Raw genomic sequence first — 12,921 nt, 5'->3', positions numbered from 1 at the left:
GACCCCCATGAACGACCCCGACGCGGCCACGCGCGCCTGGCACAACCTGCGGATCCTGCTGCACGACCGCGGGGACCGGAGGCGGGAGGTCACCGAGGCGCTCGGCATGAGCTTCGCGCGGATCAAGGCGCTGCGCCGGCTGGCCGCCGCGCCGATGACCCTGCGCGACCTCGCCGACGTGCTGCTCACCGACCGTCCCTACACCACCCTCCTGGTGGACGACCTCGTCGCGCGGGGGCTCGTGGAGCGCACGCCGAACCCCGCCGACCGGCGCTCGAAGATCGTCACGGTCACGGCGGCGGGCCGGGCCGCGGCGGCGCGGGCCGAGGAGATCATGGGCACGCCGCCGGCCGAGTTGTACGGGCTGCCGCCCGAGGACCTCGCCGCCCTCGACCGGATCGCCGCCCGTCTGGTCGACGGCGGCTGAGCGGGGTCAGGACCGCGGGTTGTGCCCCGCGTCGGCGTCCATCCGCTCCCAGTCGGCCTCCCACAGCGCGTCGCGGTGCCGGTCACAGCGCCGCCGGACGAGCGCGTACGTCAGCAGCAGCGGCATCGACAGGCCGAGGACGGTCGCGACGCCCGCGTAGGAGGCGTCGGTGAGGGTCCTGCCGTGCGGCCGCGGCCGCACGCTCGGCTCGTCGTTCCGGTCCACCCAGATGGTGCGCACCGCGCCGACCTTGGCCTTCTTCCAGCTCGGCAGCGTGCCGTTGACGACCTTGCCCTGGTGGCCGGGCCAGCTGGCCTGCACCGTCTCGTGGACGTACCGGTCGCCGGCCGAGCCGATCCCGCCCGTCGCGGTGACCGTGGCCGTGACCTGGTGGCGGCTCGCCCGTTCAGCGCGCTCGGCGTGCACGCCGGACTCGTAGGACCACGCCGCCGCCAGCGCCGCCAGCGGCGGCCCGGCCACGATCAGCAGCATGAGCAGTGCGAGGGCGGCTCTGCGCTGGACGCGGTCGATGGGGCGGCGCAACGCGTTGCGCTCCAGCCCGAGCCTGCGGCGCAGCCGGAGGACCGGCGCGCCCTTGCCGATGCCGAACCTGCGCATCCGTGTCACCTCCCCGGAGAAAGCCCTCCCGGCAAGAGACCTTTGGCCGTCGTTTCCCAGAATATTCCCGGCCTCGTCATCCGGCACATGCCACATGGCCGAATCCTTTCCCAGATCAGGCCCGGTATGCCGATCCGATGACCGTAACCGGTCACCGCATCACCGTGTCAGGACGCCCTCCCGGGGCGGGGCGGCCCGTCCGGCGCCGTCCCGCCGCGTCCCCGCGGCGAGCGCGAGCAGCGCCCCGAGGAGGCACAGGCCCGCGGTGATCCAGAAGATCTCCCGGTACTCGGTGCGCAGCGCGTCCCGTACCGCCGCCTGGTACACCGTGAGCCGCCGCGCGAACTCGGCGTCGGAGATCATGAACGGCAGCGGCGGGCGCAGGTCCGCGGTCAGCACGTGGAAGCGGTGGAAACCCCACGCCGACAGGGCCGAGACCCCCAGCAGCATCCCCATCATCCGCGCGACGACCACGGTGGCCGACGCGACGCCGTGCCGCGCGGCGGGGACCGCCGCCAGCGCCGCCGACGACACCGGCGCGATCACCAGGCCGAGCCCGAGGCCCGTCACGACGAGGTCGGCGTCCATCCGGGGCAGCGGCCCGTACGAGGCCGCGGCCGGGTCGGCGGGCCAGCCGGCGATGAGCAGGTAGCCGCCCGCGGCGAGGAGCATCCCGCCCGCCATCGGCCACCGCTCGCCGGCGCGCCGGGCCAGCAGGCCCCCGGCGACCGCCGCGACGGGCAGCGCCACGAGGAACCGGGTCAGCAGCAGCGCCCCGTCCACCGGGTCCTTGTGCAGGACGGTCTGCGCGACCAGGACCACGTCGACCAGCGTCACCATCAGCGCCGCCCCCGACAGCAGGCTCACGCCCAGCGCGGCCAGCAGCGGCCCGCGCCGTACCCCGGCGAGGTCGAGCAGCCGGGTGCGGGCCCGCGTCTCCCATCCGGCGAACGCGGCGAGCACGACGACGCCCGCCGCGAGCACCGGCGGGCCCCACGGCGGCAGCGCCGCCTCCTCCGGCTCCGGGTTGTACACCCCGGCGACGAGCAGGCCGAGGCCCGCCGCGAGCAGCAGCCCGCCGACGGCGTCCACGCCGGGCCGCGGCCCCTCCCGGCGGCCGCCCGGCACCGCGTACTGCACCGCCGCCATCGCGGCGGCCACCAGCGGCAGGTTGATCCAGAAGATCGCCCGCCAGTCCAGCGCCGCCGCGACGCCCGCGCCGTACAGCGGGCCGAGCACGCTGCCGAGCTCCTGCGCGGCGCCCACCGCGCCGAGCACCACCGGCCGCTGCCGCTCGTCCCACAGGTCCCCGGCGAGCGCCATCGTCACCGGCAGCAGCGCGCCGCCCGCGACACCCTGCACGACCCGTCCGGCCGTCAGCAGCGGGACGTCCCCGGCCAGCGCGGTGACGACCGAGCCGGCCGCGAAGAACAGCAGGCACGCCTGCAGGAGCGGACGCCGCCCGAACCGGTCCGACAGCTGCCCGAGCAAGGGCATCGCGGCCACGTACCCGAGCAGGAAGCCGGTGAGGACCGGCGTCACCCGTTCCAGCCGGTTGACGGGGATGCGGAGGTCCTTGACGACCGGCACCAGGATCGTCGTGACGACGTAGGCGTCCAGCGCGGCCAGCAGCACCACGGCGCCGCCGGCCCCGATCGCGATCCGGCGCCGCGAGCTCACCGCGGTGCGCTGATCTTGTAGGGGGCATCGAACTCGGTGAACGAGACGACCACCGCGTCCTTGCCGCCGGGGAACACCCCGCGCACCTTCAGCAGCCTGTGGTCGGCCTTGCCCACCCACACCTTGCCGTCGATGTCGGAACCGACGCCGGGGAGCAGCCCTGCCACCCGGTCCTTGGGCAGCGTCCCCGCGACGCGGTAGGCCTCTTTGCCGTTCACCTTCTCCACGGCCTCGGCCTTCGGCGCCCGCACGGAGCCGAGCAGCCCGACGATGCCCCGGTCGGGGTCGAGCACGGCCGACGGGTCGTACCGCAACGCGGCAAGCGCGCGCGGCAGCTTCTGCCAGCCGCCCGTCCCGGGGTTGAGGTAGACGCTGTTCCCGGTCGCGACGACCTTCATCTCGATGTTCATCCCGGACTGCCGCATGGTCAGCGTCCCCTGCGCGTCACCGTTGCGCAGCAGCTTGACGTCGCCGCCGTTCACCGTGAGCGGGGGCTTGCCCTCCGACTCCATCCTGAACGCGACACTCCGCACGCCCGCCATCGCCGTCGACGCCTGCTTGAGCGTCCCCGCGGCGTCGAAGTCCGCCTTCTTCTCGCCGGACCCGCCTCCTCCGCAGGCACTGGCCACGGCCAGCAGGGGGACAAGGACGAGGATGCGTCTGGACATATGCCGGACCCTACCGACGGGCAATCGCCGCCGTCACTCGGTACGAGGTATGACATGCCCCAGCCGCAGGGAGGATATTTCCCCACCGCCTCCACCCCCATCCGACTACGCCGACCCCTCCAACGGACAGTAACCCCGCAGGGTGAGCGGGCCGATCGGGGCCCACGACGGACCCCGGGAACCGGTGCGGGGTGCTGATGCGGGCTGGTCGGGGCGTCCCCCCGGGTGGAATGGCGGCCACGGCGAAGGCGGCCACAGGCCGACGAGCAGGGAAGGGGGCGCGCGGAGGCAGTCAGACGCGACGCAAACCGCTCTGACCTCCTCGACGATCTAACCCGCGTCGTTGCTCAGACCGGCACGCACCCGGACGGCACCGCCCCCGACGATAGGGGTGTTGCCATTTACGAGTGCAATTCCTTCACCATCGCATCCATCACCGGCGCGTCGGCTCTCGGCTGGACGGTCCCGACGGTGCGCCAGTTCCATCGTTCATACATCGCATGGGCTGGCGCTTCCGGCACCGACAGCAATGTGGCGTACTCCTCTGATCGTTCGACCAGTAGTTCAGCGAGTAGGCCGCTACCGAGACCTGAACCCCGGAACGGCCGGCGCACCACCAGTTCGATCACGGCGAACTTGGTGGCCTTCTGAATCTCATGTGGTGGCGACGACGATGTGTCGCCACCCCACCAACGTGACCCAAGTGAAAAGCCAAAGGAGAAACCGGCGAACTTGCCGTCCACTTCGGCCGTCACGAGGGCGAATCCGTCGGCGCCGAGCTGGGATCGAGTGCGCTCTAGAAACGCGCTGCGAGCAAACAGTGGGCCGGAGTTGTAGGGCGGTTCGGAATAGACCTCATCGTAGACATCGGCAATACCATCAAGAAGTGAAGATGCTTCCAGGCCGGTATGACGGGAGAGTTGCGGCGCGGTCATCTTCTTGATTTACCCTTCGCTCGGGCTCGGCAGAGCCAGGCGTTCACGGTACTGACCCACGGCCGGCCTGTTGACCTCATTCTTGGGTACGGCTTCCAGTACCTTGCCTGCTATGACTCGCACGTAGTGGGTATGGTGAGCAGTTGGAAGGACGGTCAGACTCTGCTCGGCGAGGGTGATGCCGTCCCCTATATTCCCGGCCCGCACGAGGGTTGTTGCTCGGTGCAGTGAAATTTGAGCGCGGGCGGCGACTCTTTCTGGCGCGTAGGCGTTCAGTGCGGCGACGTGCGCTTGCTCGGCGTGCTTGGTCGGTCCGATGGCGGAGTGGACAAAGCTTTCAGTGTGCAAAAGCCTGTGTTCGGGCCAGGTGAGAAGTGAGGCACGATCTTCAGTCAACGCACCAGGCAATGCCTCAAAGGTTCTCCGAGTTTGACGGAGGGCGGTAGCGGCCTCGTCGGCCGCTCCAATCTGGGCCAAAACCTGCGCTTTGCAGGCCATGGCTTCCAAGAGTCCAGGCGAGACGTGACCTTGAGAGAGGCGGATGGCGGACTCGGCGCGGTCGAGAACCAAGCGGAATGGTCGCCCTTGATACAAGATGTCTACCGACTCGTAGCCTTGTACCCACACCCCCAGGTCGCGATTGCCTGATACGGCTGCATAGTGCCGTGCGGAGCGCCACCAATTACGTGATTCCCGGGGCAATCCAAGGGAGTTTGCCGTCATGGCCAGGATGGCGGCCAAAATCGCGCCGGAGTGGTAGAGCTCGGCAAGCTGATTGATATTCGCGTCTTGGTTCAAAGCTTCTTGCAGTGCCAGGATGTCGGCGGCGAGTTCGGGCATGAGGACATGGCGCGGGGTAACAAGAAAGCTATGCGTGTATTCGTAGGCTAATTCTTGCCAGTCCTCGGCGGTGTACTCGTAGCCATGAGACGCGAGCGACGCATTAAATGCGTCGCGAATAAAAGCAAGAGCTTTCCCCTCGGCGGCTGTGGCCGCACCAAGGGTGGCAAGGCTTTCGAGTAGCTTGCGGCGTTTCACGGCTTCCTCGCTCTCTCCGACGGCGGGGGCGTGAACATCCATACTACCAAACAGCTCGGATTCCTCCATCTCGAACAATTTGGCGTAGGCGCCGGCCCAGTCACGGGGATAGTGTTTGCCGGTTTCCCACTGGCGAATCTGGCGGACGAGCGATTGCAGCTTGCCGGTTGAAATACCGGCGGCCTGAAATAGTCTGCGGGCGGTTTCGTACTTGCCCCAGCCCCTGGCCTCACGTTCGGCCTGGAGACGGACACCAACTCGGACGTTGAGGGGTGAGAGTGGCTTGGGCTTGGGCTGCGGCTTGGTGAGTGGACCGGCGAGGAGGACGGCCAATTCCTCAAGGGAGAGCTTGAGAGCGTCTGCCAGCTTGGGACGGATATAGGGCTGGGGTTCGGTCTCGCCGCTCTCCCAGCGGGCGACCGTGGAACGCTCAACCCCCAGGAGCAAGGCCAAGGACTCTTGGGTGTGGCCGACCGTGCGCCGGGTGTGGGCGAAGCAGCGGCGAGGCTGGGGGGTGCTGGTCACGGTGGGCGTCTCCCCTGGGCGTCCGGCTGGGCGGGTGCTTCGCTGCCTATGCTGACAGCCTTCCCGGAGGTCAGGCGGAGGATGCGGCGGGGATGCCACAGAGGTGCGGCGGGGGAGGGGTGGGGGTTGGGGGGCGGAGCCTCTGAGATCGGGGGTTCGGGGGTCGTCCCCCGGGTGGGATTGCGGCGCTCGGCGAAGGCGGCCGAAGGCTGGCGAGCAGGGGAGGGTGGCGTGTGGGGCGGGCGGGACTCGAACCCGCGACCCGAAGATTATGAGTCTCCTGCTCTGACCAGCTGAGCTACCGCCCCCGAGGCGTGCCCCGTGAACGTGCCGTGGCGGCCGGGGGCGTGCCGCGTGTCATCTTAGCGGTGGGGGGTCGGCGGGGGCCACCGCGAATGGCGGATGGGGCTGTGACCTGCGGTCGGCGGGGGGCGGGGCGTCGGGCGGGGCGGGTGTTGGCACGATCCATTTCATTGACACCGTTCGGACTGTATGGTTCATTTTAGAGCATTGTGATCGAGTCCTCCGTTCGCGGGGTTCGGGAGCCGGAGGTGGGCGACGGCCATGGGGAGACAGCCGCTGAGCTGCCCGTTCTTCTTCGCGGTGGGTCTCGCCACCCGGCCGGGCGAGCCGGTCGCCGAGATCGGCGAGTTCGCCCGCTTCTATGACGAGGTGCATCTCGCCGAGGTCGTCGACCGTAACGAGGGGTTCGTCAGCGCGGCGCGCTACGAGCTGACCGACCCGGTCGCGTCGGACGAGGTCCCGCCCTGGCTGGCGGTGTACGGGATCGACGGCGAGGACTCCGCGCGCCGCTTCCTGGACCGGCTGCGCGGCCCGGAGGAGGCCCGGGTGACGTACACCCCGGGGCCTCCGGCGTTTCGGCGGGCCTCGGCCGTCTGGCGGATGATCTGGCGGAACACCGGCTCGACGGGCGGACCCGACCTGGTCCCGGGCCGGATGGCCATGATCGGGATGGACCCGGCCGCCGACGCGACCGCCGCCGAGGTTGCGGAGTTCGACGAGTTCTACACGCGGACGCACCTCCCGGAGATCGTCGCGGGGTTCGGGTACGACCGGGGCTCGCGTTTCCAGCTCTGGCACGAGTTCTCGCATCCCGCGCCGGCTTGCCCCCGCTACTGCGCTGTGTACGAGGCGGAGGACGCGGAGCCGCCGGCCCCGCCCGCGGGGGCCGTGCTCACGCCGGGTCCGCGGGCCTGGGAGAAGCGCCGGGTCCGGTGGCGGGTCAAGTACCGGCGGGCGAGCTGAGTGGTTCGGACAGCGGAACAGGAGTGGGGACGGGTGCCTTCCGGGACGTCGACGATCAGCGTCGGCCGCATGCGGGTGTCGCAGCTCAGTGACGGAGTGGCCGTGGGTCCCCGGCGCTACTGGTTCACCGGCGCCGAGCCGGCGGAGTGGATGCCCGCGGTGGGCGTCGACGACCCCGACGCGCCTTTCACCGTGTCGTTCGGCGGGTTCGCCGTCACGGGCGACGGCCATGTCACCGTCGTCGACACGGGCTGGGGGCATCGCGCGGGGGAGAAACCCGGGCTGGCGGGCGCGGGGGAGCTGCCGGCCGGGCTGGCGGCCCTCGGCATCGGCCCGGAGGACGTCGACCACGTCGTGCAGACGCACCTGCACGCCGACCACTGCGGCTGGCTGGTCAAGGACGACGAGGGCACGCTGACCTTCCCGAACGCGACCGTGCACGTCCACGAGCGCGAGGTCGCCTATTGGACGGGCGACGAGGTCGAGGCCATCGCCTTCAACCGGGACATGGCCGCTCAGGCCCGGGTACGGCTGCGGGCCGTCGAGGCGGCAGGGCGGCTGCACGCCTTCGCCGGGGCTCTGCGCCTGTCGGACGAGATCTCCGTCCTGCCCACGCACGGTCACACCCCCGGGCACGTGTCGGTGGTGGTGGAGTCAGGTGGGGAGACCGCGATCCTCGCCGGGGATCTGGTGCACCATCCCGCGCACGTGGAGCATCCGTGCTGGCTGCCGTCGGTCGACCACGACCCGGCCGAGTCGGTGCGCAGCCGCGAGCGGGTGTTCGCGCTCGCGGCGGACCGGCGGGCGACGATCCTGGCGCCGCACTTCCCGATCCCGACGGCCGTCGGAGTGGAGCGCGGCGAGGACGGCGGAGTGCGCGCTCTGTCCCGGCACACCGAGGAGGCGTCGTGAACCCGGAGGAGCCCCGGATCGCCCCGATGCCGGTCGAGGATTACCACCGGCTGGAGCGCGAGCTGTTCGGCGCGGACGCCTGGAGCGTCACCGCCCACGTCTCCCGGACGTGGGCGCACGCGCCCGGCCTGATGAAGGCGCAGCGGCCGCTCCAGGAATACCTGCTGGACGGGTCGCCGCTGCCCGCGCGCGACCGCGAGCTGGCCATCCTGCGGACGGCTTGGCGGCTGCGCTCGGAGTACGCCTTCGGTCAGCACACCCGGATGGGACGCGCCGCCGGGCTGACGGCGGAGGAGATCGAGCGGGTCGCCGCCGGTCCGGACGCGCCGGGGTGGACGGACTTCGAGGTCGTCCTGCTGCGCGCCGTGGACGAGCTGCACGACGACGGGCGCCTCTCGGACGGCGCGTGGCGCGCCCTGGCGCGGGTGTACGACGAGGCACAGCTCATCGACCTGATCGCCGTGGTCGGCCGGTACTGGACGGTCGCGGTGACGCTGAACTCGCTCGGCGTGCGGCCCGAGCCGGACCTGCCCGGTTTCCCCGCGTCCGGCTCGGGCCGCGCTTGACCCGCCGCCGAGGGAGAACCGGCCTGCGCTGACCCGCCCCGGACACCCGGGGCGGGCGAAGGCACCCTTTCTCGTCGCGCACGGACACACCGGAGCACGGGCCACACGATGAGGACGCCGCGCATGGCGTCATGCAGGCGCTCGACCCTCGCCGCCTTTCCAGAGTCCGGGCAGGCCGGCGGAGACGGGCCTTCTCGGTGGTGCGCCGTGTAGGGACGGCGGGCGACGCTTCGTCCTAGGTCTGGGCAGGTCCATCGGGTGGGGGAGCATGGCGGGGGCGACCGCTGTGCGGGGCGGCGTGCTGTCGGGTCCCGCCGGCCGGCCGCCGGGTGCACACGAGGGGCGGGGGTGCGGCGGCCGGCCGGCGGGACGGTCAGCGCAGGGCCCCGGTGCCGGACCCGGCGTCCGCGTGGAGCGGCGGGCCGTAGATCTGCCGGCCGAGCGACTGCCCGCCGTCGGCGGTGAGGACCGCGCCGGTGACGTACCCGGCGCGGTCGCTCAGCAGGAAGCCGGTCAGGTCGGCGATCTCGGGCGGGGCGGCGAGGCGGCGCATCGGCACCGACGCCAGCACGCGCTCCCGGTCCTCGGGATCGGCCCACAGCGCGCCGCCCGCGCCCTCGGTCTCGGTGGCGCCGGGGGCGACGCAGTTGAGCCGGATGCCGTGCCGGGCCCACTCGACGGCGAGGGTCCTGGTCATCGCGACGACCCCGGCCTTGGCCGCGGCGCTGTGCACGGTGCCCGGGTGACCCGTCCAGGCGTAGGTCGCGACGACGCTGACGACCGAGCCGGGACGGCCCGCGCCGATCATCCACCGGGCCACCGCCGAGGTGCAGTTCCACGTGCCGTTGAGGACGATGTCGACGACCGCGCGCCAGCCGTTCGGGGACAGGTCCTCGGCGGCGGCGACGAAGTTGCCGGCGGCGTTGTTGACCAGCCCGTCGATCCGGCCGAACCGGGCCACCGCCGCCTCGACGGCCGCCTCGACGGCCGCCGGGTCGCGGACGTCGGCGGGATGCGCCAGGGCGTGCCCGCCCCGGCGCTCCACCTCGGCGGCGACCGACTCCAGCGGCTCCCGGCGGCGTCCGAGGACGGTCACCGACGCGCCGAGCCGGGCGAGGTGGAGGGCGGTGGCCGCGCCGATGCCGGTGCCGCCTCCGGTGAGGAGATAGGCGCGGCCTGCCAGTGATTCCACGGGGTTCTCCTCGGTGCGCGGGACGGTGCGGTGCCGTCCGGTGTCAGGACTTCGCGAACTGCTGGAAGCGCTTCAGGACGGGGTCGCGGTTCGCGCCCCACCACTCGCTGTTCTGGAGGAACTGCACCTCCAGGTTCGCGGGGTGCGAGGGCAGGGTCTTCGCGAACTCCTTGTCCATCAGGCCGAGGGCCTTGGAGTTCGCGGGGCCGTTGGGGTACTTGCTCCAGACCAGGGCCTGCACCTCGGGCCGGACGGAGTACTCCATCAGCTTGAAGGCGTTCTCCTTGTTCGGCGCGCCCTTCACGACCGACCAGCTCGCCAGCTCGAACATGCCGCCGTTCCAGGTGAAGTCGAGCGGCGCGCCCTTCGCCTTGAGCTCGCCGATGCGGCCGGAGAAGATGCTGGAGGCGGCGACCTGCTTGCTGACGAGCATCTGGCCGGGCTGGGCTCCCGACACCCACCACTGCGGCACCTGGCCCTTGATCTTGTCGAAGCGGCGGAAGGCGCGGTCGACGTCGATCGGGTACACCGACTTCGTGTCGACGCCGTCGGACAGCACCGCGAACTCCATGTCCGGGGGGACGCCGTTGTCGGCGCCGCGCAGCGTCCGGCGTCCGGGGAACTTCTCGGTGTCCCAGAAGTCCGCCCAGCCCGTCAGCTTCTTCCCGGCGCCGAGCACCGAGGTGTTCCAGGCCATGACGACGGAGAAGAGGTAGTAGGTCAGCCAGTTCGGGTCCACGTAGGACGGGTCGAGGCCGGGAATGTTGAGCAGCGAGTCGGGCAGCTTCTCGAAGTAGTTCCGCCCGATCGGCAGGACGGTGCCCGGCCCGCCGGCGATGAGGTCCCACTCGATGTTGCCGGTGTCGACCATCGCCTTGATCTTGGCGCCGGTCGGCGGCCCGGCCACGACGACCTCGATGCCGGTCTCCTTGCTGAACGGCTCGAAGATGTACTTCTTCTCGGCCTCGACCAGGGCGCCGCCCCAGTCGGCGACCACGACGCGCTTCTTGCCGCCGGATCCGCCGCCGCAGGCGCCGAGGACGGGCGCGGCGGCGAGTCCTCCCGCGAGGAGGGCGCCGCCTTTGAGGACGCCGCGGCGGGAGATCGAGGGACCGTGTGAGCTGCCGGAGAACTTCATGTCGTTCTGTCCTTCGTGGGGTGGGCGCGGGGACGGTGGTGACCGGGCGGGGGGCGGCTCAGCGGAACATTCCTCGTTTGAGCAGGTTGCGGGCGATGATGATGCGCTGGATCTCGGAGGTGCCCTCCCAGATGCGCTCGATCCGGGCGTTGCGGTAGGCGCGTTCGACGTAGGTCTCGTTCATGTAGCCGGTGCCGCCGAAGATCTGCAGGACGCGGTCGGCGACCCGCCCCAGCGCCTCGCTGGCGAACAGCTTGGCCGCCGACGCCTTCGCGTGGACGAGCTTGGGGGGCTCGCCCTGGTCGGCGCTCCAGGCGGCGTTGTAGGTCATGAGGCGGGCGGCGTGCAGGTCGACGGCGCAGTCGGCGAGCATGAACTGGATCGCCTGGTAGTCGGCGATGGGGCGGCCGAACTGCACGCGCTGCCCGGACCACTGCACGCCGTCGTCGATGAGCCGGGCCATCGGGCCGAGGCACCGGGCGGCGGTCATGATCCGGCCGTTGCTCAGCCCGCCGTGGGCGATGCCGAAGCCGCGTCCCGGCTCGCCGAGGACGTTGCCCTCGGGGACGGCGCAGTCGTCGAGGACGAGCTCCGCCTGCCGGTAGCCGCGGTGCCCCATCGTCTTGTGGAGCTGCCCGACGGCGAACCCGGGCGTGCCCTTCTCCACCAGGAACGCGGTGATGCGGTCCTGCTCGCGGCCGGGATGGGTGAGCGCGAAGACGATGGCGAAGTCCGCCGAGTCGGCGTGGCTGATGAACCGCTTGCGCCCGTTGATGACCCAGGAGCCGTCCCGGAGCTCGGCGCGGGTGCGGATGCCCGCCGCGTCCGAGCCGGTGTCGGGCTCGGTCAGCGCGAAGCACCACTGGAGGTCCCCGCGGACGCAGGGGAGGAGGAACCGCTCGCGCTGTTCCCCGGCGCAGGCCAGCAGGACGCTCGGCGCGGACGGCACGACCTCGGCGACGCCGCCGAGCGCGCGGAACAGCTCCTCGGTCACGAGCACCTGGCCGAGGACGTCCATGCCCGCGCCGCCGACCTCCTCGGGCATGCCCATGGAGTTCAGCCCGATCGCGCGGGCCCGGTCCCGGATCCGCCGTTCGACCTCCTCCGGCAGCCCGTCGTGCTCCTCCACGTAGTCCTCGTGGGGGATGAGCTCGGTCTCGGTGAACCGGCGCACCGTCTCGCGGAACTCCACGAGGTGGTCGGGGATCGTGAAGTCCATCAGTCCAGCCGTCCTTTCTCCGCCGGTCCGGAGGCCCCCGCGGGATCGCCGAGGACGACCAGCGCGTCCAGCGCCAGGCAGCCCTCGCCCGCGGGCCCGCACAGCAGCGGGTTGACATCGATCTCGGTGATCTCGGGGAGGCCGGCCAGCAGCCGTCCCACCCGGACCGCGGTCTCGGCCAGCGCGCCGACGTCGGCCGGCGGGCCGCCCCGGTAGCCGCCGAGGAGCGCACCGATCCGCAGCCGTCCGAGGGCCTCGGCCACGTCGGCGGGGGTGAACGGCCAGAGCAGGTTCGCGGAGTCGCCGAGCAGCTCGGTGAGCACGCCGCCCGCGCCGACGACGACGAGCGTCCCGGCGGCGTCGGTGCGCCCGCCGACGATCAGCTCGGTGCCCGGTCCCGCCATCCGCTCCACGAGCACTTCGGGCGCCGGACCGCCGGCCCCGGCGTCCGCCGCCGCGCCGGTCGCGGCGGCGTGCCGCCGCAGGATCCGGCCGAACGCCGCGCGCAGTGCCGCCTCGTCGCGCAGGCCGACCTCGACGCCGCCGATGTCGGACTTGTGGGCGACGCCGGGCGCGTGGAGCTTGGCGACCACCGGGTAGCCGATCCGGGCGGCGACCTCGGCCGCCGCGTCGGCGTCGGCGGCCACCTCGCCGGGCGGCGCGGCGATCCCGTACAGCGACAGCAGCCGTTTGGCGTCGGCCTCGGGCAGCGCTCCGGCGCGGCCGTCGAGCAGGGC

The 12,921-nt window shown here is 71.7% G+C and carries 13 protein-coding genes and 1 tRNA gene; 4 read left to right on the top strand and 10 right to left on the bottom strand.

The window, feature by feature from the left end; genetic code table 11:
* The first annotated feature begins 7 nt into the window (after nucleotides 1-7).
* Complete coding sequence (locus tag E1291_RS17765) at nucleotides 8-427, top strand: MarR family winged helix-turn-helix transcriptional regulator (RefSeq protein ID WP_131738935.1); 420 nt, start codon at nucleotides 8-10, stop codon at nucleotides 425-427.
* Between the two features lie 6 nt (nucleotides 428-433).
* Here E1291_RS17765 and E1291_RS17760 read toward each other — a convergent pair whose 3' ends face one another.
* The 6 genes from E1291_RS17760 to E1291_RS17735 form a co-directional block, all read right to left on the bottom strand.
* Nucleotides 434-1,045: an Rv1733c family protein gene (locus tag E1291_RS17760; protein ID WP_131738934.1), complete on the bottom strand. Its 612-nt coding sequence runs from the start codon at nucleotides 1,043-1,045 to the stop codon at nucleotides 434-436.
* A gap of 159 nt (nucleotides 1,046-1,204) precedes the next feature.
* Nucleotides 1,205-2,725 (bottom strand): MFS transporter, encoded by a 1,521-nt coding sequence (locus tag E1291_RS17755; protein WP_131738933.1) that lies wholly within the window; start codon nucleotides 2,723-2,725, stop codon nucleotides 1,205-1,207.
* Nucleotides 2,722-3,393 carry an LppX_LprAFG lipoprotein gene (locus E1291_RS17750; protein ID WP_131738932.1) on the bottom strand — a complete coding sequence of 224 codons (672 nt, stop codon included), beginning with the start codon at nucleotides 3,391-3,393 and terminating at the stop codon, nucleotides 2,722-2,724. The genes E1291_RS17755 and E1291_RS17750 overlap by 4 nt, the downstream gene beginning before the upstream one ends.
* A gap of 401 nt (nucleotides 3,394-3,794) precedes the next feature.
* Nucleotides 3,795-4,328 carry a GNAT family N-acetyltransferase gene (locus tag E1291_RS17745; protein ID WP_131738931.1) on the bottom strand — a complete coding sequence of 178 codons (534 nt, stop codon included), beginning with the start codon at nucleotides 4,326-4,328 and terminating at the stop codon, nucleotides 3,795-3,797.
* Nucleotides 4,329-4,337: 9 nt separating this feature from the next.
* Complete coding sequence (locus tag E1291_RS17740; protein WP_131738930.1) at nucleotides 4,338-5,891, bottom strand: helix-turn-helix domain-containing protein; 1,554 nt, start codon at nucleotides 5,889-5,891, stop codon at nucleotides 4,338-4,340.
* A 234-nt stretch (nucleotides 5,892-6,125) separates the two neighbouring features.
* Nucleotides 6,126-6,199: transfer RNA gene (locus tag E1291_RS17735), tRNA-Ile, on the bottom strand.
* A 256-nt stretch (nucleotides 6,200-6,455) separates the two neighbouring features.
* Here E1291_RS17735 and E1291_RS17730 point away from each other — a divergent pair.
* Genes E1291_RS17730 through E1291_RS17720 form a run of 3 tightly spaced genes read left to right on the top strand, consistent with a single transcriptional unit; the run spans nucleotide 6,456 to nucleotide 8,635 of the window.
* Nucleotides 6,456-7,157, top strand: coding sequence for a hypothetical protein (locus tag E1291_RS17730; RefSeq protein ID WP_131738929.1), 702 nt, complete (start codon nucleotides 6,456-6,458; stop codon nucleotides 7,155-7,157).
* A gap of 33 nt (nucleotides 7,158-7,190) precedes the next feature.
* Nucleotides 7,191-8,069: an MBL fold metallo-hydrolase gene (locus tag E1291_RS17725; protein WP_131738928.1), complete on the top strand. Its 879-nt coding sequence runs from the start codon at nucleotides 7,191-7,193 to the stop codon at nucleotides 8,067-8,069.
* Nucleotides 8,066-8,635, top strand: coding sequence for a carboxymuconolactone decarboxylase family protein (locus tag E1291_RS17720; RefSeq protein WP_131738927.1), 570 nt, complete (start codon nucleotides 8,066-8,068; stop codon nucleotides 8,633-8,635). The genes E1291_RS17725 and E1291_RS17720 overlap by 4 nt, the downstream gene beginning before the upstream one ends.
* Before the next feature lie 373 nt (nucleotides 8,636-9,008).
* Here E1291_RS17720 and E1291_RS17715 read toward each other — a convergent pair whose 3' ends face one another.
* The 4 genes from E1291_RS17715 to E1291_RS17700 form a co-directional block, all read right to left on the bottom strand.
* Nucleotides 9,009-9,827, bottom strand: coding sequence for an SDR family oxidoreductase (locus E1291_RS17715; protein WP_131738926.1), 819 nt, complete (start codon nucleotides 9,825-9,827; stop codon nucleotides 9,009-9,011).
* Between the two features lie 43 nt (nucleotides 9,828-9,870).
* On the bottom strand, nucleotides 9,871-10,965 hold the full coding sequence (locus E1291_RS17710) for an ABC transporter substrate-binding protein (RefSeq protein WP_131738925.1): 1,095 nt from the start codon (nucleotides 10,963-10,965) through the stop codon (nucleotides 9,871-9,873).
* A 58-nt stretch (nucleotides 10,966-11,023) separates the two neighbouring features.
* Nucleotides 11,024-12,184 (bottom strand): acyl-CoA dehydrogenase family protein, encoded by a 1,161-nt coding sequence (locus E1291_RS17705; RefSeq protein ID WP_131738924.1) that lies wholly within the window; start codon nucleotides 12,182-12,184, stop codon nucleotides 11,024-11,026.
* Nucleotides 12,184-12,921: acetate--CoA ligase family protein (locus E1291_RS17700; protein ID WP_207400782.1), on the bottom strand; the 738-nt coding region annotated here is incomplete at its 5' end. The genes E1291_RS17700 and E1291_RS17705, both read right to left, overlap by 1 nt.

It is taken from the genome of Actinomadura roseirufa, from assembly GCF_900659635.1.
GTDB classification, from domain to species: domain Bacteria; phylum Actinomycetota; class Actinomycetes; order Streptosporangiales; family Streptosporangiaceae; genus Spirillospora; species Spirillospora roseirufa.
Note: the sequence above shows the minus strand (reverse complement) of the source record. Positions and strands in the feature narration are given on the sequence as shown.